General features: G+C 33.4%; 20 protein-coding genes and 2 riboswitches. Of the genes, 13 read left to right on the top strand and 7 right to left on the bottom strand.

Annotated elements, in window-relative coordinates:
* Positions 1 to 385: 385 nt before the first annotated feature.
* From LKE46_RS13530 to LKE46_RS13515, 4 genes are all read left to right on the top strand, one after another.
* Entirely contained in the window at positions 386 to 520 is a 135-nt protein-coding gene (locus tag LKE46_RS13530; RefSeq protein WP_291723353.1) for a hypothetical protein, read from the top strand.
* Positions 521 to 866: 346 nt separating this feature from the next.
* Positions 867 to 1283, top strand: coding sequence for an HTH domain-containing protein (locus tag LKE46_RS13525; protein WP_291723350.1), 417 nt, complete (start codon positions 867 to 869; stop codon positions 1281 to 1283).
* Positions 1280 to 2215: an IS3 family transposase gene (locus LKE46_RS13520; RefSeq protein WP_291723347.1), complete on the top strand. Its 936-nt coding sequence runs from the start codon at positions 1280 to 1282 to the stop codon at positions 2213 to 2215. Before LKE46_RS13525 ends, LKE46_RS13520 begins: the two co-directional genes overlap by 4 nt.
* Before the next feature lie 264 nt (positions 2216 to 2479).
* Positions 2480 to 2803 carry a translation initiation factor IF-3 C-terminal domain-containing protein gene (locus LKE46_RS13515; RefSeq protein ID WP_291723344.1) on the top strand — a complete coding sequence of 108 codons (324 nt, stop codon included), beginning with the start codon at positions 2480 to 2482 and terminating at the stop codon, positions 2801 to 2803.
* 431 nt (positions 2804 to 3234) lie between these two features.
* On the opposite strand, the gene LKE46_RS13510 is transcribed toward LKE46_RS13515, so the two are convergent.
* Positions 3235 to 3963: a hypothetical protein gene (locus tag LKE46_RS13510; protein ID WP_291723341.1), complete on the bottom strand. Its 729-nt coding sequence runs from the start codon at positions 3961 to 3963 to the stop codon at positions 3235 to 3237.
* 288 nt (positions 3964 to 4251) lie between these two features.
* On the opposite strand from LKE46_RS13510, the gene LKE46_RS13505 reads away from it, so the two are divergent.
* Positions 4252 to 4854, top strand: a complete 603-nt coding sequence (locus LKE46_RS13505; RefSeq protein ID WP_291723339.1) for a cupin domain-containing protein — start codon at positions 4252 to 4254, stop codon at positions 4852 to 4854.
* 209 nt (positions 4855 to 5063) lie between these two features.
* On the opposite strand, the gene LKE46_RS13500 is transcribed toward LKE46_RS13505, so the two are convergent.
* Together LKE46_RS13500 and LKE46_RS13495 are read right to left on the bottom strand one after the other, a co-directional pair.
* Positions 5064 to 5537 (bottom strand): putative ABC transporter permease, encoded by a 474-nt coding sequence (locus LKE46_RS13500; RefSeq protein ID WP_291723336.1) that lies wholly within the window; start codon positions 5535 to 5537, stop codon positions 5064 to 5066.
* Positions 5538 to 5635: 98 nt separating this feature from the next.
* Positions 5636 to 7261, bottom strand: coding sequence for a methyl-accepting chemotaxis protein (locus tag LKE46_RS13495; RefSeq protein ID WP_291723333.1), 1626 nt, complete (start codon positions 7259 to 7261; stop codon positions 5636 to 5638).
* A 74-nt stretch (positions 7262 to 7335) separates the two neighbouring features.
* Positions 7336 to 7438, bottom strand: a riboswitch (SAM riboswitch).
* A gap of 344 nt (positions 7439 to 7782) precedes the next feature.
* Between LKE46_RS13495 and hpf the strand changes: the two genes are divergently transcribed.
* The 4 genes from hpf to LKE46_RS13475 all read left to right on the top strand — a co-directional run bounded on the left by hpf (position 7783) and on the right by LKE46_RS13475 (position 13435).
* A complete protein-coding gene (gene hpf / locus LKE46_RS13490; RefSeq protein ID WP_291723330.1) occupies positions 7783 to 8313 on the top strand; it encodes a ribosome hibernation-promoting factor, HPF/YfiA family in 531 nt (176 codons plus the stop codon).
* A 157-nt stretch (positions 8314 to 8470) separates the two neighbouring features.
* On the top strand, positions 8471 to 11035 hold the full coding sequence (gene secA / locus LKE46_RS13485; RefSeq protein WP_291723326.1) for a preprotein translocase subunit SecA: 2565 nt from the start codon (positions 8471 to 8473) through the stop codon (positions 11033 to 11035).
* Between the two features lie 22 nt (positions 11036 to 11057).
* Positions 11058 to 12165, top strand: a protein-coding gene (prfB, locus tag LKE46_RS13480) for a peptide chain release factor 2 (RefSeq protein ID WP_291723323.1) whose coding sequence is annotated in 2 segments (ribosomal slippage) — positions 11058 to 11135 and positions 11137 to 12165 — 1107 coding nt in all. Because the reading frame shifts where the segments join, the coding sequence is not laid out codon by codon here.
* A gap of 37 nt (positions 12166 to 12202) precedes the next feature.
* Positions 12203 to 13435 carry an MFS transporter gene (locus LKE46_RS13475; protein WP_291723320.1) on the top strand — a complete coding sequence of 411 codons (1233 nt, stop codon included), beginning with the start codon at positions 12203 to 12205 and terminating at the stop codon, positions 13433 to 13435.
* On the opposite strand, the gene LKE46_RS13470 is transcribed toward LKE46_RS13475, so the two are convergent.
* On the bottom strand, positions 13416 to 14756 hold the full coding sequence (locus LKE46_RS13470) for a M28 family metallopeptidase (protein ID WP_291723317.1): 1341 nt from the start codon (positions 14754 to 14756) through the stop codon (positions 13416 to 13418). The two genes, LKE46_RS13475 and LKE46_RS13470, sit on opposite strands and share 20 nt — an antisense overlap.
* Before the next feature lie 138 nt (positions 14757 to 14894).
* Here LKE46_RS13470 and LKE46_RS13465 point away from each other — a divergent pair, with 138 nt between their 5' ends.
* The gene (locus LKE46_RS13465; protein ID WP_291723315.1) at positions 14895 to 17048 is read left to right on the top strand and encodes a Tex family protein; all 2154 of its coding nucleotides are present in this window, start codon (positions 14895 to 14897) and stop codon (positions 17046 to 17048) included.
* Between the two features lie 57 nt (positions 17049 to 17105).
* Here the strand turns inward: LKE46_RS13465 and LKE46_RS13460 are convergent, their stop codons facing one another.
* The 3 genes from LKE46_RS13460 to LKE46_RS13450 form a co-directional block, all read right to left on the bottom strand.
* The gene (locus tag LKE46_RS13460) at positions 17106 to 17387 is read right to left on the bottom strand and encodes a glutaredoxin family protein (RefSeq protein ID WP_291723313.1); all 282 of its coding nucleotides are present in this window, start codon (positions 17385 to 17387) and stop codon (positions 17106 to 17108) included.
* A gap of 166 nt (positions 17388 to 17553) precedes the next feature.
* Positions 17554 to 17709, bottom strand: coding sequence for a hypothetical protein (locus tag LKE46_RS13455; protein WP_291723311.1), 156 nt, complete (start codon positions 17707 to 17709; stop codon positions 17554 to 17556).
* A gap of 17 nt (positions 17710 to 17726) precedes the next feature.
* Positions 17727 to 19055 carry a helix-turn-helix domain-containing protein gene (locus LKE46_RS13450; RefSeq protein ID WP_291723309.1) on the bottom strand — a complete coding sequence of 443 codons (1329 nt, stop codon included), beginning with the start codon at positions 19053 to 19055 and terminating at the stop codon, positions 17727 to 17729.
* 733 nt (positions 19056 to 19788) lie between these two features.
* A riboswitch (FMN riboswitch) is annotated at positions 19789 to 19904 on the top strand.
* 109 nt (positions 19905 to 20013) lie between these two features.
* Here LKE46_RS13450 and LKE46_RS13445 point away from each other — a divergent pair.
* From LKE46_RS13445 to LKE46_RS13435, 3 genes are all read left to right on the top strand, one after another.
* A complete protein-coding gene (locus tag LKE46_RS13445) occupies positions 20014 to 20628 on the top strand; it encodes an ECF transporter S component (protein WP_291723306.1) in 615 nt (204 codons plus the stop codon).
* Between the two features lie 115 nt (positions 20629 to 20743).
* Positions 20744 to 22504: a hypothetical protein gene (locus tag LKE46_RS13440; protein WP_291723303.1), complete on the top strand. Its 1761-nt coding sequence runs from the start codon at positions 20744 to 20746 to the stop codon at positions 22502 to 22504.
* 15 nt (positions 22505 to 22519) lie between these two features.
* Complete coding sequence (locus tag LKE46_RS13435; RefSeq protein ID WP_291723300.1) at positions 22520 to 22786, top strand: EscU/YscU/HrcU family type III secretion system export apparatus switch protein; 267 nt, start codon at positions 22520 to 22522, stop codon at positions 22784 to 22786.
* Positions 22787 to 22798: the final 12 nt, after the last annotated feature.

The raw sequence follows: 22798 nt of genomic DNA, 5'->3' as shown, positions 1-22798 counted from the left end.
TAATAATCGAAGTGTAATTCAGATAAGTTTAACACAATAGTTCCCTATACACAAATAAGCACTTTGAGCCAGCCCCTCAGGTGCTTATTTTGTTGTTCATAAAATAATATATTTTGTTACAAACAATTAATCAATATGGCATTAAGCTGTAACAAATAACTTATAGAATAATAAATATACTAAGGAGATATCCTTAGAAAAATTTAAAAATAATAGTCCCCCTATTATTGCATAAGAAAGTGTCTGTGGTTGCAGGGCACGATAAACTTAAGTGCAACCGCCACGGGGTTATGTTTTAATAGATTTCCTTTAAATAAGCATCAGTTATTTTGGGTGCTTATTTTGCGTGGAGAAAAGTCGGGAGTGATAGGCTTGAAACGTGATGATGAATATTATACTAAGTTGTATTACAACAATTTTGAAGAATATTGCAGGAAGTGTCCTAACAGGAAAGAGAGAAGGGTATGTTCCTGCAGGTGCAGGAATAATATTTGTAAATATGCGATTGATATTGGATTAGTAGTGAGATGAGGCTTTAGATTGGTTGATGCATGTGACGAGAATGATCTAAATATTGACGGTAAAATAATTTTTGACAAACAAAAAATTAGAATTAAAAAGGGGTTACAAAAGCAGTATGGAGAAAGCATTCTATTCATGAAATAATGGTTTAATACTATTGTTGTAGACACATAAAAGAAGGTAAGATACCTAAAAGATAGACAAAAGAAAAATGTATGATTTTTGATAAAGTGGACACACAATAAAGGGATATGTTCTGATAGAATGGACACAATTAGATAAAAATAGAAGGGATTCATCCGGTATAAATAAAATAGATCGGAGATGATAAAGTGAAAGAATATATGGCAAAAGAAATGAAGCTGCTGAAAGCAAATCCTTATACTTTTAAGGTTACAAAAAATAAGCTTTATTTTACGATAGAGTTTAAAGAAACTTTTTGGACTGCTTATCAGGCCGGAAATGCTCCAAGGGAAATACTTGAAGATTTTGGATACGATTTAGAAATGTTTGGTCAGAAACAAATAGACAGCATGGTGCAGAGAATCAAAGGGCAGGCACAAAGTGGATATGGCTTTAAACAGGGTGAAAACCGTACAAGACGAAAAAGTGACAAAATAGAAAAGTTAGGTAATATCTCAGATGATACTCAAGAAACGTTAGAACGCATATGGAATGAAGTGAAATATTTGCGTCAGGAAGTAGAATTTCTAAAAAAAATTGTAAAGACAGAAAATATAGCAAAGAGGAAGCTTTCATGAGTTCGGGGTGGAAGTTTCAAGTAATACAAGAAACTTTAAGAGAAGAAAATAATCTTCTAAATGTAAGTATGCTTTGCGATATTGCAGGCGTTTCAAGATCAGGATATTATCGATGGATAAAAGCAGAAGATGTTCGTTTGGAAAAAGAAAATAAGGACAGGGAAAGCTTTGAATTAATACTAAAGGCGTATAATAAGCGTGGTTACAGTAAAGGTGCTAGAGGCATATATATGTGTATGATACATTGGAGAGATCCGGTAGTAATGAATCTAAAAAAGATTCGCCGATTAATGAATAAATATGGTCTCGTATGCCCAATACGCAAGGCAAATCCATACAGGAGAATGGCGAAGGCATTAAAAACAAATAATGTTGCAAAAAATCTATTAAATAGAGAATTTATGGAGCATGAACCCAGGAAAGTATTATTGACAGACATAACATACATACCGTATAATGGCACTTTTTGTTATCTTTCAACTATTTTAGATGCATATACAAAGCAGATTCTATCATATGCATTGAGTGATTCACTAGAAGTTGACTTTGTATTAGAGACTGTGAATAAACTTGTAAAGAACTACGGAATAGAAATTAGTACAGAGACTTTAATACATAGTGATCAGGGATGCCATTACACAAGTACAAGTTTTATACAATTGGTTAGAGATTGTAATTTAAGACAATCAATGTCAAGAAAAGCAAATTGTTGGGATAATGCTCCGCAGGAAAGTTTTTTTGGACATATGAAAGATGAGATAGACATTAGTCAGTGCAAGAAGTACAGAGAAGTTAAGGCTATTATTGATGACTGGATAGATTATTATAATAACGAGAGATATCAATGGCAGTTGGCAAAACTTTCTCCTAACGAATATTACCAGTATATAATTACTGGAATATATCCTTTAAGAAATATCATAAAGAACTAAAAGAAATATATGGCGAACGTGAGTTCCCTATTGTTTGAATTTAAAAATGTCCTTGACAAAGGGTACAGTTTACTTGGTACAATCGTTTTGGACACAGACTCTATAATAAAATCTTCTATAACTTTAGAAGGAGAATCTTTACTGGAAAAATTCTTTACATTGGAAGGCTCTTATTATATTCATGCTCATATACGAAACGAAGTTGCATGGCCAGAAGAATCAAAAAAATTGCTAAACTTGTTAATATAAAAAGAGACTATAAAGGTGTTGTCCGATAAAGACTTGATAGAGATGCTTAAAAAAAGTTATACAATGCCATACAGAACATTTTTAAGCAATTTAAAAGTTTGCTGCAGCATATTTAATAGCAAGCAGAAATTGTCCATTTCATTTCCAATTTCTGCTATGGGGACTGACCCCATGACAAAGGTTTCTATAAGATTCAGGGGAAGACAAAACAATTATACCAATTTAGGCAGAAAAGTGATGGATATATTTTTGGGCAAATTGGAGGAAAGTGCATCAGTGGAAAGGGCACCTAGATTGGAGGGCAACAATATGTTTATGATTTTGGCTCCTAAAAAGTAGTGCTTTTTAAATAGATTGGAAATTGTAATCGGGGTCTGATATTTTCAGGCTCCGATATATTTCGTGGAGGCTGCTGTAAGAAATGAAGGATTTTTAATAAGCTAGAATTTAAAATAGGGAAAATAACCACAGAATATCTTATATCATTCTGGTTATTTTCCCTATTCTTATTTCTAACTGCAATTACTTCACATTCCTGGTATTGAATAAGCTCATTTATTTTTTTAATTTAATGACTGTAATTATAAGTAAAACAATTACTATAAATATTATAGTTCCATATAAAATCATCAAGTTATCAAACATTTGACTAGATAATTTATTTTTAAATGAAGCAGTAAGCAATATAAAACATATTACAATAAGAATTAAAATATCAAAAAGAAATATTTTTTTATTCTTCATATTTTGCTCCTTCTGTATTAGGTTTATTAATTATGTGCATGAAATGCGGGAACCCCATATACAATTGATGCATCAAGGCCTCCATGATTTGAACAGTACCAAAAATATGCAGAACCTAGTCCTAAAGCTCCAGCGGCAATTATAGAAACAACAGTAAGTGGAATCCCTGCACCTGTTACGCCTAATATTCCTGCTAAAGTACCTGCTGCAGCTCCTCCACCTGCTAAATAAGCTCCTGCATCACTACATTCAGCAGGACTAAAATAGAAATCATATCCATAATATCTTTTAGTAACAACTGCATTAGGGGTAAATGTATCAGATGATTTATAAACACTTCCGGTTAACTCATTTTTTGCTAACTCTTTTGTCTTTTCATTAACACTTATATCATAAACACCAGCATTATTTTTTTTAATAGATAAGGTCTTATCTTTCACCATTTGGTTCATTTTTGAATAAACATCTTTTAATTTTTGAATTTGTTCACTCGAAAGCCCTTCATCTGCTGCTTTGATTTCATCGAAAATAACTTGAGAATCTGTAATCGTAAGGCTATTGCTTATTTTAGTTGCTAATGACTTTATTCCTTTTACTTGTAAAGTCTGTATTCCTGGGTTGGTAGTTAAATATATACCTGTACCTACTTGTCCACTTGTTTGCTTTTCTGTTAATGTGCTAGCAAAAACAGGTGTAGAACTTACTAATGTTGCACCTATACTTAAAGCTACAATTTTTTTTGAAAAAAAATTCATTTATTACATCTCCTTTTTTATTTAATAATAACATGATATCATACTATTATTAAATAAAATGTCTAATCCTACCTTAATAAAAATATTATGGAGAACCTAACTAAAAAGCAAGCATTTTTTTGTCTGAATTCTTGGGTCCATTATAGAGGACACGGATTATATTGGTGATGAACTTAACAGAAGTGATGAAGTAATTAGGTATATGGCTCTATATATTATGGGTATAATCACATTTAAAATTCTAAAACATATTATGATTTTGTAAGAATATAAGAGGAAAGGAACAATATGTATAGAAAATATCCATGTTATTATTACTATAATGTTTATCCATATCCCTGTGTATCTAACGGCCCAATATATGATCCAAATTATTTAAAATGGGTCAATAATCAATACAGATCTTCTAATGATGAAGTTGATTATAATTCAGGATTTAGTTCTTCACAATCGTCCAATAATAATGACCAAATTCAATTAAGAGATTACGGTCCACAACCTTTTGTAGTTGATATTAATAAAGCTACTAAGCAAAATAATACTTTTCGTACTGCGTTATGGACTGGAAATCACCTGCAAGTTACATTAATGAGTATCAATGTTGGTGATGATATTGGATTGGAGGTACATCCAAATGTAGATCAATTTATACGTGTTGAAGAAGGTCAGGGACTTGTTAGAATGGGAAATAGCAGCAATAATTTATATTTTCAGAAGAGAGTTGAAGATGACTTTGCAATAATGATACCTGCTGGTACATGGCATGATGTCATTAATACAGGTAATAAACCACTTAAAGTATACTCTATTTATGCACCACCTCAACATCCACGGAATACAGTTCATGTAACTAAAGCAGATGCAGAAGCTGCTGAAAAGAGTCAGAAATGATTAAAAAAAGCATATTTATAGGGCTAGAGCAAACCACTCGTTTTACGAGTGGTCATGATAATTTAAAGACTTTTTAAGATTTTAAAATTAAGTACTTCTTCTCCCTTATACGTGAGTAAGTCGAATACAAATATGTTAAATTCATCTCCTCCACTCTTTCGAATGGGAGATTTATTTTTTTACACAAAAAACTGTCGCACTAATTTTTTTCATTTACCTGTAAGTAAATCCCTGTAATTTTTCAATATCCCTGCAGGTCTTTTCTCTCCAAAAATCTTATACCTCAAATAATCATCCGTATATATGCAAAGCGGCATTAACATAAACCAAAGTAATGCATATGGTAAACATATCTGACCATATAAATTAAAAGGTACGTTACTATAATCCCATATATCAAGTCTTAACCATATGTTCAATACAATTCCCGAAATAAATTCCAATGCAAGAACTATAAAGGTTCCAAGCACACACTCCTGCCACATTTCTCTGTCGTAGAATTTTGGGTGTTCATTTAATTTCCCTATTAAGAAAGCACTTGTTCCACCTACTACCAACATACTTATATGTGTCCAGCCACGCCATAAACCTTCAAGGACCATATACAAAGCACCCATTATAAATATTAAAAGCAAATCTTTATATATCCTATTTTTTAATTTGTTGGAACTGCTGTATTCCATAGTACCTTTTCTACCTCCATTAGATAGGATTGACCTGGTTCACTTTTTATATTATTCAATTTTGTCTGTTAATATTCTTTTGGTTTAGTAGTGGACTGCTATTCAAGCATCAAATCTGCTACCAGTACACCTGTAATTTGAGATGTAGTATTTCTGACGGGAACTGCTATTGTTATAATATAGTCATTGGTATCTACGGATACATAAGGTTTGGAGGCATAATTTTCTCCCTTTACGGCTGCCTGGAAATATGGCCTGTGGGAGAAGTTCTCGTATACTTCTTTCTCGTCATAATCCAAAGAAATAGCCTTTCTTAATCCATCCTTCTGCACTAATCCAAAAAGTTGAAAATGTGGATATTTGACTATATTTTCTTTTAGTATTTTGGTGCAGACTTTATAATCCATTGTAGAAAGTCCATTGCATTTTGCTACATCTTGCAAAATTTTAAATCCCTTTTGTATGTGTTTTTTTGTTTCCTCTGTAAGTTTGTAGTCTTTAGCAAAAGAATCTATTTTGTTTTTTACTTTCTTGTTCATATCTTCCAAATTTGAAATTGAATTGAATATATTTTTTATAGCTGAAGATTGTTCATCGGATGCAGATGCAACTTCTTGGGTGGAGGAAGTAGTGCTTTCAGATATAAAAGATATTTTTTTAATTATATTTTGTATATCAATTATATTTTTATTTTGAACATTTATGTCATTAGTTATGTTCTTTATAGATTTAAGAGTATTATAGCTTTCCGATTGAGTATTTTTTAAATTATCTTTAATTGTTTTTGAAAACTGGATATTCTCATTTATACTTTTAACTTCCTTGTTCATGTCAACTGATATACTTGAAATTTCATCTTTTATATTATCTACTATGCTTTGAATTTCACTGGCTTGTTCAGATGAACTTTTGGCAAGCTTTCTTATTTCATTTGCTACTACGGCAAAGCCAGATCCGGATTCTTTGGCCCTTGCAGCCTCTACAGATGCATTTAATGAAAGTAGATTAGTGCTTTTGCTTATTTGATTTACTGTATCCGCTATAGTTTGAATTTTAAAAGCCCTTTCATATAAAGTATTTATTTTAGATGCCAATTTATTGTTAAAAGATGCTGATTCATTCATTTTTTCTACAAGTTCATTATAAATTTTATTATTATCCTCTATAGAAGATATCATGGAAGATGCTATGCCGTGGATCGATTCCCCATTTGACACCATATCTGAGTAATCTTTTCCGATGTCATCAAAAAGTTTTTTAGTTTCAAGTATATAGTTGGTCTGTTCTGTCATATCTGAAGAAATCTTGCTTATAGCCGCACAAGTTTCAGTTGTAGATGATTTTATTTTGTTCCCATTGTCATTCAAGTTGTGACAATAATTTATCAATTTATCCGTCATTATAGTAGTTTCGTTTATAAATTTTCTTGTATTAAAAACGATACTATTTAAATTGGAACATAATTTTTTAAATACACCTTTATTATCAACATTTAATTTTTCAGTTAGGTTTCCTTCCGCAATCTTATAGGAAGAATTGTTAATTTCGTCTAAAAATTTAGATGTTTTATCTATCAGTATACTGTAGAGTATCAGGCTTATTAGTATAAGTATGATGTTGTTGAGTAATAAAATATTTCTGGACAAAATATTTTTGAATATAAAAAAGAGTATTAATGCAATAATTATATAAATTAGTGGTATTAGTAATTTATATTTTTTCATAATAGAATCTCCCCCTTTTACAAAATAAAAACTTCCTACAGAGAACACTGTAAGAAGTTCATATGTCTTAGTGTTTCTCATCTTCAGGTTTTACCTTCTGGAATTAGCACCGTTGAACATAAATGTTCAGGTTGCCGGACATCATAGGGCCAGTCCCTTAGTCACTCTTGATAAGAATTTACATATTTAAATTTTAATAAAATTATACTAATATTTATATGAGTTACATAATATATCCTATCTTCTTATTTGTCAAGCATTTTAGCTGTTTTGGGAAACTATTTTACAAAAAACATGCAGAGGTGTCATCTGCTGAATAATTTCAGATGTTTTCTAGCTTTGAGTACATAAATTTAAGAATAAATTTGTACTATTGTATTTTATTATAAAGAGTATTAAAATATAATTATAGAAGATTACATAATCATATAAATGTATATCTTTTAAAACCATCATAAAGTAAACGTATGTTTATGATGATTTTATCACAGGCATATGTTGATAAGAGAGGGGCTGGAAATATGAAAATAACGGTAAAGGGAAAAAATATTTCAGTGACTGATGCATTGAAGAATACAGTGGACAAAAAGCTTTCAAGACTTGACAAGTATTTCAACCCTAATGTAGAGGCACATGTTACATTAAGTGTGCAGAAGAATTCCCAGATTGTTGAAGTTATTATACCATTTGAGGGAGTTATACTCAGGGGTGAAGAAAGAAATAATGACATGTATGCTTCAATTGACTTAGTTGTGGATAAATTAGAAGGACAGATAAGGAAACAGAAAACTAAGTTACTAAAAAGGCAACGTTCTTCAGAGTCATTAAGGTTCCAGTTCATACCAGACCAGCGTGAAGATGAAAAAGAAGACAATAAGATAGTTAAAACTAAAAGGTTTGCAGTAAAACCAATGTCTGCGGAGGAAGCAGTTCTTCAAATGGAGCTTCTAGGTCACAATTTCTTTGTGTATCAGGCTGCTGAAAGTGGAGAAGTAAATGTAGTTTATAAAAGGAAAGATGGAGACTATGGGCTTATTGAGCCTGAATTTTAAAAGATATTTATTAGAGGAAGTTTAAAAACTTCCTCTCTTGTTTTTATATATTAAACTAAAGTAAACTATTTTTTTATTAGTTGAATGCCATATAATTAGATGATATAATTTATAAAGTATATATCTTTATATAAAATTTGATGTGAGGATGAAAATAATGAAACTTTTTCAAAAAATATTTGGCTCATATAGTGAGAAGGAAGTAAAAAGAATTATTCCAATAGTAGATAATATAGATAAATTGGATAATGACATGCAGAAACTGGGAGATGACCAGTTGAGGGCTAAAACCGACGAATTTAAAGAAAGGCTTAAAAATGGAGAAACTTTGGATTCGCTGCTGCCTGAAGCTTTTGCAGTAGTCAGGGAAACTGCATCCAGGACTGTAGAATTGAAGCATTACAGGGAACAGTTAATAGGTGGAGTTGTGCTCCATCAAGGTAGAATAGCCGAAATGAAAACTGGTGAAGGTAAGACATTGGTTGCCACCGCACCAGCTTATTTGAATGCCCTTACAGGTTTGGGAGTCCATATAGTCACAGTAAATGATTATCTGGCAAAAAGAGATAGGGATTCGATGGCTCCTATATATGAATTTCTTGGACTTAAGGTTGGAGTCATACTTCATGATATGGATCAGGCTCAGAGACAGGAAGCCTACAATTGTGATATAACTTATGGGACCAACAGTGAATTTGGATTCGACTACCTTAGAGACAATATGGTTGTATACAAGGAGGAGAGAGTTCAAAGAAAATTGAATTTTGCCATAGTTGATGAGGTGGATTCAATTTTGATTGATGAGGCTAGAACACCTCTCATAATTTCCGGTGAAGGTGAGAAATCAACTGAGTTTTACAAGGTGGCAGATCATTTTGCAAAGACTTTGAAAAAGCAGAATGTGTCTGAGGATGACAAGGAAATTGAAGAAAAAGATAAGGGCGATTTTACAGTAGATGAAAAAGCCAATGCAGTAATTCTTACATCCCGCGGTATAGAAAAAGCCGAAAAATTTTTCAACCTCGAGAACTATGCGGATCCAGAAAACATGGAGCTTCAGCATCATGTAGTTCAGGCGCTGAAGGCAAATTACATTATGAAACGTGATAAGGACTATATGGTAAGAAACGGAGAAGTACTGATAGTAGATGAATTTACAGGAAGAATGATGGAAGGAAGAAGATATAGTGATGGACTTCATCAGGCTATAGAAGCGAAGGAAGGGGTTAAGGTTGAAAGGGAGTCAAAAACTCTTGCAACTATAACCTACCAGAACTATTTTAGAATATTCAGCAAACTTTCGGGTATGACAGGTACGGCCCAGACAGAAGAAAATGAGTTCAGGGAAATATATGGCTTGGATGTAATAGTCATTCCTACTCACGAGCCTGTTATAAGAAAGGATCTTCCTGATCTGGTTTATAAAACTGCAAAAGGTAAATTTAAGGCTATAGCAGATGATATTTATGAAACATATAAAAAGGGTCAGCCTGTACTTGTTGGTACGGTAAGTATAGAGAAATCTGAACTCCTTTCAGATATGCTTAAAAAGAGAGGAGTACCTCATCAGGTATTGAATGCAAAATTTCATGAAAAGGAAGCTGAGATAATTTCCTATGCCGGTGAAGAAGGAACTGTAACCATTGCTACCAACATGGCAGGGCGTGGTACCGATATAAAACTTGGCAAGGGTGTTGTAAAATTAGGCGGACTTAAGATAATAGGTACGGAAAGGCATGAATCCAGGAGAATTGACAATCAGCTCAGAGGACGTTCAGGACGTCAGGGAGATCCTGGAGAATCCAGATTCTATGTTTCACTTGAAGATGATTTGATGAGAATATTTGGATCGGATAGACTCCAGGGAATGGTTGAAAAGCTGGGACTTGGTGAAGATGAAGCAATAGAGAGCAAAATGGTTACAAATGCAATAGAGAATGCGCAGAAAAAGGTGGAAGGCAACAATTTTGACATAAGAAAAACTCTGCTGCAGTATGATGATGTAATAAACAAGCAAAGGGAGATAATTTACAAACAAAGATCCGAAGTGCTGGAAGGAACAGATCTCAAAGATCAGGTTAAAAACATGCTGCACAGCCTTGTTTCTGAAATTGTAGAATCACACATATCTGGTGATGAGGACGAGTTTGACGAGGAGATCACAAATTTAATAAATTATATGGAAGAAGTTTATGTCCCTGAAGGTGCAATCAAGTTTGATGATATAGCAAATCTTTCTAATGAAGATATAATAGATAAATATATAGAATTGGGAGAAACAATTTACGCCGAAAAAGAGAAAGAGTTTACGCCGGAGCAGATGAGGGAGATAGAGAGGGTAATACTTCTTAAAGTTGTTGATACTAAATGGATGGACCATATAGATGATATGGAACACCTGAAGAGGGCTATAGGCCTAAGGGCGTACAGACAGCAGGAACCTGCCCAGGCATATCAATTCGAGGGCAGTGAGATGTTCAATGAAATGATCTATAACATCAAATTGGATACTATAAAATATCTGTTCCATGTAAAAATTGAGAGGGCTCCTGAAAGAGAGAGAGTTGCAAAAAATTTAAGTACTAACCAGAGTGAAGGCGAACCTGTGAAGAGGCAGCCAATAAAGAAACAGAAGACGGTTGGCAGAAATGATCCTTGTCCATGCGGAAGTGGTAAAAAATACAAAAATTGTTGCGGGAAGGTAGTTAATATCAATAACTAATTTAAATATACGAGGTGATTACATGATAGTTGAGTTGGAGAATGTAAATTCCAGAATAAATCTTCTTAAAAAATCATTGGATGAGATAAGGGGGTCTCTTTGACCTAGATAACTGTAAAAATAGAATACAGGAACTCCAGATGAAAATGCAGGAAAAAGGTTTTTGGGATAACCCTCAGATGGCACAGAAAATATCATCTGAGGAAAGGTTTTTGAATGAAAAACTGGATGTGTACAACAAGCTGAAAGGGCGAATTGAGGATATAGAGCTTCTTACGGATATGGCTATAGAAGAAGAGGATTCAAATGCATCAAGGGATATAATAGATGAAGTGGAAGATATTGAAGATACATTGGAGAAGCTTAAAATAAAATTACTTCTGTCTGGAGCTTATGATAAAAATAATGCAATATTGAATTTACATGTAGGTGTAGGCGGAACGGATGCCCAGGACTGGACTCAAATGCTGCTTAGAATGTATACAAGATGGTCTGAAAAATCAGGATACAGGGTTGAAATACTTGATATGCTTCCGGCAGAGGATGCGGGTATAAAAAGTGTATCTTTGAAGATAATAGGTGAATTTGCCTATGGGTATCTAAAAACAGAGAGAGGAATACACAGACTGGTAAGAATATCACCTTTCAATGCAAATGGAAAAAGACAGACATCATTTGCTTCAGTGGAGGTACTTCCTGAACTTACAAAGGATCAGGATATAGATATAAGACCGGAAGATCTGAAAGTGGATACTTACAGATCCAGTGGAGCTGGAGGCCAGCATGTAAATAAAACTGAATCTGCTGTAAGAATAACGCATATACCTACTGGAATAGTAGTACAGTGCCAGAATGAAAGAAGTCAGCACTATAACAGGGAAACAGCAATGGCAATGTTGAAATCCAAACTTGTGGAACTAAAGGAAAGAGCACACAAAGAGAAGATAGAGGATTTGACGGGAGAGTTGAAAGACATGGGCTGGGGGAGTCAGATAAGATCTTATGTATTTCAACCTTATACCATGGTCAAAGATCATAGAACCGGAGAGGAAAACGGAAATGTAACATCGGTGATGGACGGAAATATAGATAATTTTATAGTTGCATACTTGAAACAGCAGGCAAAATAGATATCTATATGAAGTAATAATTGAAAAGGATTTTAATATGAGACTTAAAAGTAAATTGGGAGATACATTTGTATCCCTCAAACACAGAGATTTTAGGTATTTTTTATCGGGGCAGCTACTGTCCCTAATGGGAACAATGATTCAAAATACTGCTTTGAGCTGGTATATATACAAGATGACCAATTCGCCTTTTCTCCTGGGACTTATAGGAGTATTCCAGTATGCACCAGTACTTTTGATAACGCTTATAGGAGGGGTCATAGCAGAGAGACATTCAAAGAAAAAGATTTTGATGGCGACTCAATTTTCGTATATGGTTCAGGCATTTATATTGAGTCTTACTGTATACATAGGTTCAGATAAGTACTGGATATTTGCAGCACTTGCTGCAGTAAATGGTACCATAACCAGCCTGGATATGCCTACAAGACAATCGTTTTTTATAGAACTTGTAGGAAAGAAGGATTTGCCAAATGCCATATCATTGAACTCCACTGTCTTTAATATATCCCGCATAGTCGGTCCGGCATTTGCAGGAATAATAATGAATACATTGGGTGTATTTCAGTGTTTCCTGTTGAATGCAATAAGTTTTATACCAATTATATATGGTGTATTTAAAATAAAGGCTGAAGGTAATCCAACTGAATTCATTGATAAAAACTCAGGGGTTTTCAGGGAACTGAAAAATGGAATAATATATACAATAAACAGGAAAATATTGATGTCTACAATGTTCATGATGGCAATAGTGTGTACCTTTGCATTTAACAGCAATGTGATTATACCTGTATTTGCAGAGCAGGTTATGAGTGGAGGCGTCAGTGAATACAGCTTTCTATTGAGCCTTATAGGAATAGGGTCTCTTTTAGGTGCTATGTTTATGGCAAATAAAGGCAGAAGGCTGAAAGTCCATCATTATCTGATTGTAAATTCATTTATTCTTGGAGTTCTACACATAACAACCGTATTCACATTCAACTATATAGCAGTAGCCTGTCTCTTTATAGCTATAGGCTTTTTTAGTCTTACTTTTCTCAATAGAGCAAATGCAGTTTTGCAGTTTAACACTGAAGATGGATATAGAGGCAGGGTTATGAGTATATATTCACTCTTGAATATGGGAAGTACTCCCATTGGCAATGCCTTTGCAGGAATTATAATGGAAAATTTCGGAGGAAAATTTGGCTTTTTCAGTTGTGGACTAATTATACTTTCCCTTACAAGTATTGTATTGTATTATATTAAGTCTAAAGGGAATCATGTTTGACGTATAGTATACTTGTTGTCACAATTCCAATAAATGACAGAACAAGAAATGATTTATAGTATAAAAAATATGGGTTGTTGTCAAAAGCATACTTGTCTATTTCCCTTGAGACAATATTGAAACATCTTTCGATAGATTTAGTACCAATATAGGATAACTTGTCCGTTGGAGTGTGTATCCTTGATGTATCGGCATCAGAAAGGGTTATGGCATCTATTCCATAAGCTCTGAAATATTCATGGTCACTTGCATTTTCGAATAGGTATTTGAAGTTCTCATCGGTTTTGGTGCAGAGGGAGGCTATCTCTTTTACAAAGCTGGAGTTTTTGCTGTCCCATTTTCCAGCCATTATGGATATAGGAACATTTTTGTTGCTTCCTATCATGTCAAAATTTATAACTTTACTTCCCTTTAAGTTCTGTTTATACTTTTTTGCAAAATCCTTTGAACCAAGGCATCCAAACTCTTCTGCATTGAAGGCTGAAAATATTATAGTTCTGTCGGGTTTGCCTAAAGAGTTTACATATTTTACAAGACCAAGTAAAAAGGAAGTTCCCGAGGCATTGTCCAAAGCACCGTTATATATTTTCCCGGACAGATCACTTCCGACGTGGTCAAAGTGAGCAGAAAGTATAATTGGAGGAAGAGATTTGTTTTTACCTTCTATATAGCCTACTACATTATATATGGACGTTATTCTGTTCTCAAATGGTATAAAGCAGTCTACCTGAAAACCAGAATTCAGGTAATTTTTTATCTCTTCTGAAGTACGTTTTTTTATCATTACATACATTGAATGAGGAGAGTTTGCAATAAAGGAACTCCTGAAATCTAGATTGTCATTTTGTGGAGTATAGAATAAAAAATATGTATTCCCCTTTTGGACCTGAAAACTGCCTCCCCTCCACGCAATGGGGTCTTCTCTGCTAAAAGATACATTGTTATTTCTAAAATTCAGCATGTCTTCCTTGTAGTCTGTTCCATATTTGTATTGTTTTATTATAAAACCATTTTTATCTCTTACCACAAGGTTTGGTACCCCGTCTACTCTTTTGGGGTATATGACATTGAATTTTTCAAGATAGTTGTTACTGTAAGGTTTTAAATTTTCTCTTTTGAAGTATTCCATTATAAAACGAGCTGCTTCGTAATTTTCTATAGTTCCTGAGAGCCGGCCATTGAAGTCATCAGAAGATAGGTAATTTATAGTGTTTTTAACATCCTTGGGGTTTAAAGGTTCTGTAGAACAATAGATTTCAAAGCTTGTGGAGCAAATTAAACAAAATATGATTATAAATAAAGATAATATAAATTTTTTCATATACTATAACTCCCAAAATTATTTATTGTATCCATAGATATATATATATTAATTTGCCATAGTTCATATAACTGTTGTAATATATTTTTAGTTGATTATTTATATAGTAGATTTGTAAAATCAGAGCAGGAGGTAAAAATGAGCAGTATAATAGATACTTTATCTTTGGAATTAGGTGTTAATAAAAAGTATGTCAGTAATGTAGTTGAATTGATAGATTCAGGTAATACGGTACCTTTTATAGCGAGGTACAGGAAGGAACTCACAGGAAGTATGAGTGACGTGACTTTGAGAAAACTTGCAGAGCGGCTCATATATCTTAGAAATTTAAATACAAGAAAAGAAGATGTAATAAGAATAATAGAGGAACAGGGCAAGCTTACGGAAGAGCTGAAGAAATCCATAGAAGTCTGTAGCACTTTAACTGAAATTGAAGATATATATAGACCATATAAGCCTAAAAAGAGAACCAGGGCTACTGTTGCACAGGAGAAGGGATTAAAGCCTATTTCTGATGTTATAATAAGCGGAAAGTTCAATGGTGATATAAATTCCTATGTGGAAAAATTTTTAGATAAAGAAAAAGGAGTGGAATCTATAGAAGATGTTTTGTCAGGTGCCATGGATATAATAAGTGAAGTTATATCCGATGAAGCAAAATATAGAAAATGGATAAGAAAGTTCGTACATGATACTGGAGTTATTGAAACAAAGGGTAAGAGCGAGGAGCCTACCCCATATGAGATGTACTATGAATATAGTGAAGCAGTAAAATCTATTCCACCCCATAGGATACTTGCCATAAATAGAGGTGAAAAAGAAAAAATTTTATCTGTTAAGATAAATTGCGACATGGATAGAATATTGGACTACTTGAAGAGAGAATATCTTAAAGGCAATAATACCACAGATATTTACATAGAAAAGAGCATTGAAGATTCTCTAAAAAGATTGATATATCCCTCTATTGAGAGGGAGCTAAGATCCGAACTTACAGACAAGGGCGAGGAAGGGGCTATAAAAATATTCAAGGCAAACTTGAAAGCTCTTCTTATGCAGCCGCCGATAAAAGGCAAGAATGTGCTGGGATATGATCCCGGCTTCAGAAATGGATGCAAAATAGCAGTGCTGGATGATACGGGAAAACTGCTGGATACGGCCATAGTATATGCTACTGCACCTCAGAATGATGTGGAAGGTTCAATAAAAACCTTGAAACATCTTGTATATAAACATGATGTGAATGTAATATCCCTTGGCAACGGAACTGCAAGCAGGGAATCGGAAGAAGTAATCGGAAGGCTCATAAAGGAAGTAAAAGAGGAAAAAGGGAAGGAGCTGTACTACGTTATAGTATCAGAGGCTGGAGCTTCAGTATACTCGGCATCAGAGCTTGCTGCAAAAGACTATCCTGATGTAAATGTATCACTTAGAGGGGCTATATCAATAGGAAGAAGGCTCCAGGACCCGCTTGCAGAACTGGTAAAGATAGATCCGAAGGCAATAGGGGTTGGACAATATCAGCATGATGTTGCTCCGAAAAAATTGGATGAATCCCTGAAAGGAATTGTAGAAGACTGTGTAAATAGTGTTGGAGTTGACCTCAATATAGCCACACCTTCACTGCTTTCTTATATTTCAGGAATAAATTCTACGATAGCCGGGAATATTGTAGCCTATAGAGAAGAAAATGGAAAATTCAAGAATCGAAAAGAATTGCTTAAAGTCAAGAGATTGGGAGCAAAAGCTTTTGAGCAATGCGCAGGTTTTCTGAGAGTTATGGAAAGCAGTGAACCTCTTGACAATACTGCGGTGCATCCAGAATCCTATGATGCGGCAAGAGGACTTCTGAACAGTCTTGGATATGAAGAGCAGAGTTTGAAAACCGGAGGATTTCAGGATATGGATAGCAGAGTCGGGAAAATAGATCTTGAGAAACTTTCCAGCACACTGGGTACAGGAGTACCTACACTTAGAGATATAATAAAAGAGATAAAAAAGCCGGGCAGAGATCCGAGGGAGGAACTTCCAAAGCCGGTACTCAAGACTGGTATAGTTGATATGAACCAGCTCAAGCCGGGCATGGTTCTTACGGGTACAGTCAGAAACGTGGCCGATTTCGGGGCTTTTGTAGATATAGGAGTTCATCAGGATGGACTGGTACATATAAGTCAGCTTTCAAACAAATTTGTCAAACATCCTCTGGATGTAGTGAAAGTCGGCGATATCGTACAGGTAACCATACTTGAAGTAGATGAAAAGAGGAAGAGGATTTCACTGAGTATGAAATAAAAACAAGTCCGCATCCAATTATATATTAGATGCGGACAGTTATTTATACAGAAGTTTCTATTCGGAAATTTTTACTTTTTGAGAATCAGATGACGATTCAAGGGATTTCTCAAATACCTGACGTATAATTTCTTTTGATGGAACTCCTTCGTGTATCTTGTTTTCTCCTACAAAGTATGTGGGTACGTAGTAGTAGTCATATTTTTTTGCTATTTCGGGACTGCGCTCTTCATCGATTATTTCTACATCAATATTCTTATATTCAGGATTTTCATTTTGAATTTCCTTCATCCAGTTAAGTGCCTGTTTACAGTAGGGACACCAGCTTGTTACAAACATATGTAATTGGTTTCATACTATAATCACCTGACTTTTTTTATTTGATATTACATTATTATATACCAAAATACTGTATTTTTCTATATATTTAATTTTAATATAAAAACAGACATTTCACATATGATTGACAAATGTGAAACGCCTGTTTTTTAGTAATGCTAATTATTTAATGAGATGGAGGCAATTCCATCGGCTGAACGGTAATTACAGGATTTTTAACAGAAATGGATTTGGCTTCAACCTGAATGGTGGTAACGGCGCCTAGTGCAAGTGTCAAAAAGCATACAGCAGTAATGATAGTCTTGATAAGTTTCTTTTTCATTTTAAATTTTCCCCCTATTAAAAAATGTTTATGCTATAATATGTTGAATCATTGTAGCTTCTTATAGTATCCTGGGATAGCAACAAATACTTTTTGGTATTGGCTGTATTCCCTTTTGAGAGATATATCAATGACAGTTTATTGTAGACAAGTGAAAGGTCCGAAGTGTTGTGAATTTCACAAGCCTTTTTTAATATCCTGACTAATTCAAGATATACTTTTTCAAGTCTGTCATAATCATCCAGTATTTCATATATCCTTGAGAGCATGAAGTTGCCTTTTATAAGATATTCCATATCATCGTAATTAACTGCATTATTGAGACCTTCTTTTATTGATTCAATTGCTTTATTATAAAGTCTTTGCTTTATAAATACATGAGATTTTTCTATGTGTGTATGGGACAAAGTTGGTCTATCAAATTTATACTTAAAAAGTTCAGCCATGTTGAAGTATTTTATGCTGTTTTCAAAATCATTCATATGACAGTATACAAGACCTAGATTGTTGTATATATATCCCAACAAAGGGCTTTCTAAATCTGTAATTCTGGTTTCTAAAGAATTATATATGTCTATAGCTGACTGGAAATCGTTTTTGGCTTCAAAACAGTCGGCCTTTAAAATATTTGCATATATGTAAAAGGTAAAATTATCTTGCCTGTTGTGTGTAGATAAGTATTTGTCTATGTTTTCAAGGCACAGGTCTATTTTGTTTAATTTCCTATACGCAAGAGCTATATCATATAAAGCAAGCTCGTAAATTCTTGGATCATCATGTGCAAGAGAATAATGTATGGAAAAATTCAAGTATGTAACACAGTCTGTGTATTGAAGAAGATTCATCTTACATAAGCCAAGCCTCCAGTATATGTAGGATATCTTTTCGTGCTGCTTGACATTTTTAAAAATATCAAGGGACTGATTGTAATTTATAAAAGAATTTTTATAATTCTTTTTATCATAATTTATATCCCCAAGTTTACAATGGGCTTCAGCTCTTACTGATGTTAAGTTGTATTCATCTGCTATGGATAGTACATATTTTATATCGTCAATAACAATATCTTTTGAGTTGAGTTTTTCAAGGCAATATAATTCTGCGTCATCTTCAGGGGATCTTAAAAGATAATCTGCATCAACAACCAATTTATGACCTAATTGTTCAGCTCTGGCATTGAATCTCCGGGCAAGTGTTACAGCCGTGTCATGTTTGAGAGTTCTCCGCCCTATTTCAATCATGCTTATGAGGCCTCTGGTTATATTTTTATCCTGAAGATCCTGTTGTTTCATATTCAAGTCTTTTCTTAATTTTTTTATTTTTTCACTGCTAGTCAGGAATTTCATCTAATCACCCAAAATAAAGTATAAATGATTGAATGTAATTTTAAAATAGTTTATTCTCATTAATTTACATTTTATACTTATAGTATAAAAATTGCAACAAAAATTTGAAAAAAAGTTGCAAAGAAATTTTTTATATAGTAATATATAAGCATAGACGGGAAATTGTATTATTCTAAAAATAGAAATATATTTTTATATGGAAATATATAGCAGCGCAGTAAATTTGAATTTTAGGGGAGCATGCCGCAGCTATTTGTGATAAGAATACCCGTCTATAGTTAATATCATCATAAAAATTATTCATAGTATTAAAGCCTACCTTTTTATAGTGAAAATAGAATTTTAATCTAAAGCCACCAGTATTCCAAATTTTTTGAGAATATATATAAAACTGTCCTATCTAAATATTATGTTTGATTATTTTTTTAGACCATCAAATATGGATTTGCTAAGAAGTATTTCCGTTGCGGTAGGCGTTTGAATAGGTGTAAACTTTTTTGACGGTATTTTTTTAAAAAAGAAAAAAGTTAAATTTATGCACCTGTAATAAATAAGATAAAGGATAATCGATAGAATAGAAGAAATGTATAATCAGATTTCACAAGTACTTTTAAATGATAAAAGTATTTGTAGTTTCCGCATTCAAATGGCATATGAACTTTATAGTCATGAAGGTACATAAAGTTGCTTTTTAATAAAAAAGGTTATATAATAAAGATGTAATTAAATTGAATATAATCTTCAGGGCGGGGTGTAATTCCCCACCGGCGGTAAAGCCCGCGAGCCATAATGGCATGATTCGGTGAAACTCCGAAGCCGACAGTATAGTCTGGATGGAAGAAGTGTAAAGTATACCATTTATTGGCCCTGACTTTTGTTGGAGCTTTTTTATTATACTTTATCGCCTCTTAATATGGTAGGAGTAGGAGATTATACTTATGAATTAGGAGGGTGTATTATGAAGAACAGGAAATTGAACAGACTTGTGAAGATATCTTTGTTGGGCGTTATTGCATTTTTACTTATGTTTTTAGAGTTCGCACTGCCGATATTCCCATCATTCATGAAAATCGATATTAGTGATTTGCCAGCTTTGATAGGAACTTTTGCACTGGGACCTGAGGCTGGAATCATAATAGAATTTTTAAAAAATGTACTTCATGGAATATTTGCAAGCCAGACAGCTTTTGTAGGAGAACTGGCGAATTTTGCCATAGGAGCTGTTCTTGTAGGTACGGCAGGAATAATATACAAGTTTAAAAAATCAAGGGCAACAGCTGTAATGAGTCTTATAGCAGGTACGGTAACAATGTCGATTGCAGCAGCGATTCTGAATTATTTTGTACTTCTGCCGCTCTATGAAAAGGCATTTAATTTTCCTATAAGCCAGATAGTTGCAATTGCATCAAAAATAAATGGGAATGTAGATAGCGTTGGTACTTTGATACTTTGGTCCATCATACCATTTAACCTTTTTAAGGGGCTGGCATTGACTGTACTTACATTGGTGGTTTACAAAAGTGTGTCGCCAATATTGAAAAAAGAGCATAGAGAAGGAAGGCAAGCTGCCTAGTAAAAATAAAAAATCTGACACCTGTAAATTAGTGGTGCCAGATTTTTTTATTCATGAAATTGGACTTGTGTACGATAAATAAATATACTGTATATTTATTTGAAGGGTGATTAAATTGGCGGGAATATGGAATGTAAATAGTACCTATAATGTAAACAATAAGAAAGTATCAACAAAACTTTCCTTTGAGATAGGACAAAAATTCATAGCTAGAATAGTAGATCTTGATAAAGTCTCTAAGAGCATATTATTAAGGCTTTTGGATGGATGGCAGTTTTCTGCAGATATAGAAAATATGGATCAGGTATCTAAAAATCAATTATTAAGGTTTCAAGTTGATGGATTTCAGGATGGGAAACTCGAGTTAAAGATTGTTGGCAGAACAGATGAAGGGGTCAAGGACGGAGGAAATGATGCTGTAAAACTTTTTATAAAGGAAAATTCCATGAACTTAAGTATGCAGGACTATGATCTTATTAAAGGTATGATAAAACATGAAATTCCACTTACTAAAAGCAATGTTTCAAATATGAAATCACTCCTGGAATTTATGAACAAAACGCAGAACGGCGGAGGAGAAGTGGATAATTTTATACAGAAATATCTTTTAAGCAGAAATATAGATGCCAACAGCAGTGAAGGGAAAAGGGCAAGCAGTATATTAAAAAGTTTGTTTACCGATATTGCAAAACTTTCTGATGGCGATGTATTTACATTTATTGAAAATAATATAGATATAAACAATGAGAACATAAAAAGTTTTAATGATGTATTTAAAAAGCCGGCTGTTATATACAGGGAAATTGAAAATCTCGGACAGAAATTAGGAGTGAGCGTGCAGCCTGAATTTAAACAAAGTCCTGAAAATGTAAAATCAACTACAAGTGATTATATGGATGCACTGCAGAAAAATATTGAAAAAGCATATAAAAATGTAGATAGTTCGGAAATAGCCGCAGTGAAAGAAAATGTAAATAATGTTGTAGAGAATAATACTGCAGAGAATAATGTTGTAAAGAATAATGCGGCAGAGAATAGGGAAAATAATTTAAAAAATCAGCCTGCAGGTGTCAATCAAAAAATAGACGGGAATATATCCGGTGAAATTCCAGAAAATACAGCAGCTCCAAAGGGTGAGATGATTGAAAAGCATGAAAATATAAAACAGGATAACACAAACCAATATGAAAATATACAGAATGGTAATAATAAAACTGGGGCAGAAAATACAAAAAACAATATAAAAAGTGAAGTCAAAAATATTTTCAACGAGTATTTTTTAAAAGATAAATCCAACTTGATATCCAAAGATATAATAGAAACTATTTCAAATCAGATAAAGGATCAGCTGAATTTTAAAACACGGGAAATGTCTGATATAATAGAGCAGGTGATCAACCAAATACAGGACAAAAGTCCTGACAAGCCTGTGAATATAATGAATTTGTTAAATAATAATATTAATGACTTTAAAATATTCAATACTGTGTCAAATTCATACTATTATATGGACATGCCATTGAAGTTTCAGAACAGCAACTATGAATGTAAATTGATAATAAGGGATGACAGGAAAAGGGGAAAAAAGATTGATAGTTCAAATGTTAAAATTGCCACAGCTATAAATACTGAAAATATGGGTGTAGTGGACGCGTATCTGGCTGTAAAAAACAAAAATATGCATATAGATGTAAAGAGTCAGAAATCATTTATAAAGCTTCTGGAAAATCACAGTGAAAAAATATTGGAGAGCCTATCCAACTTAGGTTATAATATAGATATTGATTTCAATGAGAAACATGAGGAAATGAATATATCAACCTGCAGAGAGTTCTTTCAGGATAATGAGATTGGAATAATAAATACAAGGGCATAATGAGAGGTAAATATTATGGATGGAAGAAAAAAGGTAGCAGCTTTAAAATATGATGTTGATTATGAATCACCTATAGTCAGTGCTGCAGGCATAGGACAGATAGCCGACAATATTTTAAAAAAGGCTGAAGAGTCAAATGTGCCCATAGTATATGACAAGGAACTTGCAAATCTTCTTGTTAACATAAATATCGGAGATAATATCCCATTTGAACTGTATGATGCTGTTGCAAAAGTAATAGCATATGTGGTGGATATAGATAACAGTATAAATCCAAAATAGGCTTAATAGTTA

This window comes from Clostridium sp., from assembly GCF_022482905.1.
Lineage (GTDB): Bacteria > Bacillota > Clostridia > Clostridiales > Clostridiaceae > Clostridium_B.
The sequence above is the reverse complement of the archived record's forward strand: the minus strand, read 5'-3'. Positions and strand labels throughout refer to the sequence as shown.

What these genes read in the sequence shown, in the direction of transcription:
- LKE46_RS13475 (WP_291723320.1), top strand. Translation starts at nt 12,203, where the DNA reads ATGAGACTTAAAAGTAAATTGGGAGATACATTTGTATCCCTCAAACAC.
- LKE46_RS13495 (WP_291723333.1), bottom strand. Translation starts at nt 7,261, where the DNA reads ATGAAAAAATATAAATTACTAATACCACTAATTTATATAATTATTGCA.
- LKE46_RS13500 (WP_291723336.1), bottom strand. Translation starts at nt 5,537, where the DNA reads ATGGAATACAGCAGTTCCAACAAATTAAAAAATAGGATATATAAAGAT.
- LKE46_RS13530 (WP_291723353.1), top strand. Translation starts at nt 386, where the DNA reads ATGAATATTATACTAAGTTGTATTACAACAATTTTGAAGAATATTGCA.
- LKE46_RS13520 (WP_291723347.1), top strand. Translation starts at nt 1,280, where the DNA reads ATGAGTTCGGGGTGGAAGTTTCAAGTAATACAAGAAACTTTAAGAGAA.
- LKE46_RS13510 (WP_291723341.1), bottom strand. Translation starts at nt 3,963, where the DNA reads ATGAATTTTTTTTCAAAAAAAATTGTAGCTTTAAGTATAGGTGCAACA.
- LKE46_RS13445 (WP_291723306.1), top strand. Translation starts at nt 20,014, where the DNA reads ATGAAGAACAGGAAATTGAACAGACTTGTGAAGATATCTTTGTTGGGC.
- LKE46_RS13525 (WP_291723350.1), top strand. Translation starts at nt 867, where the DNA reads ATGGCAAAAGAAATGAAGCTGCTGAAAGCAAATCCTTATACTTTTAAG.
- LKE46_RS13455 (WP_291723311.1), bottom strand. Translation starts at nt 17,709, where the DNA reads ATGAAAAAGAAACTTATCAAGACTATCATTACTGCTGTATGCTTTTTG.
- hpf (WP_291723330.1), top strand. Translation starts at nt 7,783, where the DNA reads ATGAAAATAACGGTAAAGGGAAAAAATATTTCAGTGACTGATGCATTG.
- secA (WP_291723326.1), top strand. Translation starts at nt 8,471, where the DNA reads ATGAAACTTTTTCAAAAAATATTTGGCTCATATAGTGAGAAGGAAGTA.
- LKE46_RS13450 (WP_291723309.1), bottom strand. Translation starts at nt 19,055, where the DNA reads ATGAAATTCCTGACTAGCAGTGAAAAAATAAAAAAATTAAGAAAAGAC.
- LKE46_RS13505 (WP_291723339.1), top strand. Translation starts at nt 4,252, where the DNA reads ATGTATAGAAAATATCCATGTTATTATTACTATAATGTTTATCCATAT.
- LKE46_RS13460 (WP_291723313.1), bottom strand. Translation starts at nt 17,387, where the DNA reads ATGTTTGTAACAAGCTGGTGTCCCTACTGTAAACAGGCACTTAACTGG.
- LKE46_RS13470 (WP_291723317.1), bottom strand. Translation starts at nt 14,756, where the DNA reads ATGAAAAAATTTATATTATCTTTATTTATAATCATATTTTGTTTAATT.
- LKE46_RS13465 (WP_291723315.1), top strand. Translation starts at nt 14,895, where the DNA reads ATGAGCAGTATAATAGATACTTTATCTTTGGAATTAGGTGTTAATAAA.
- LKE46_RS13435 (WP_291723300.1), top strand. Translation starts at nt 22,520, where the DNA reads ATGGATGGAAGAAAAAAGGTAGCAGCTTTAAAATATGATGTTGATTAT.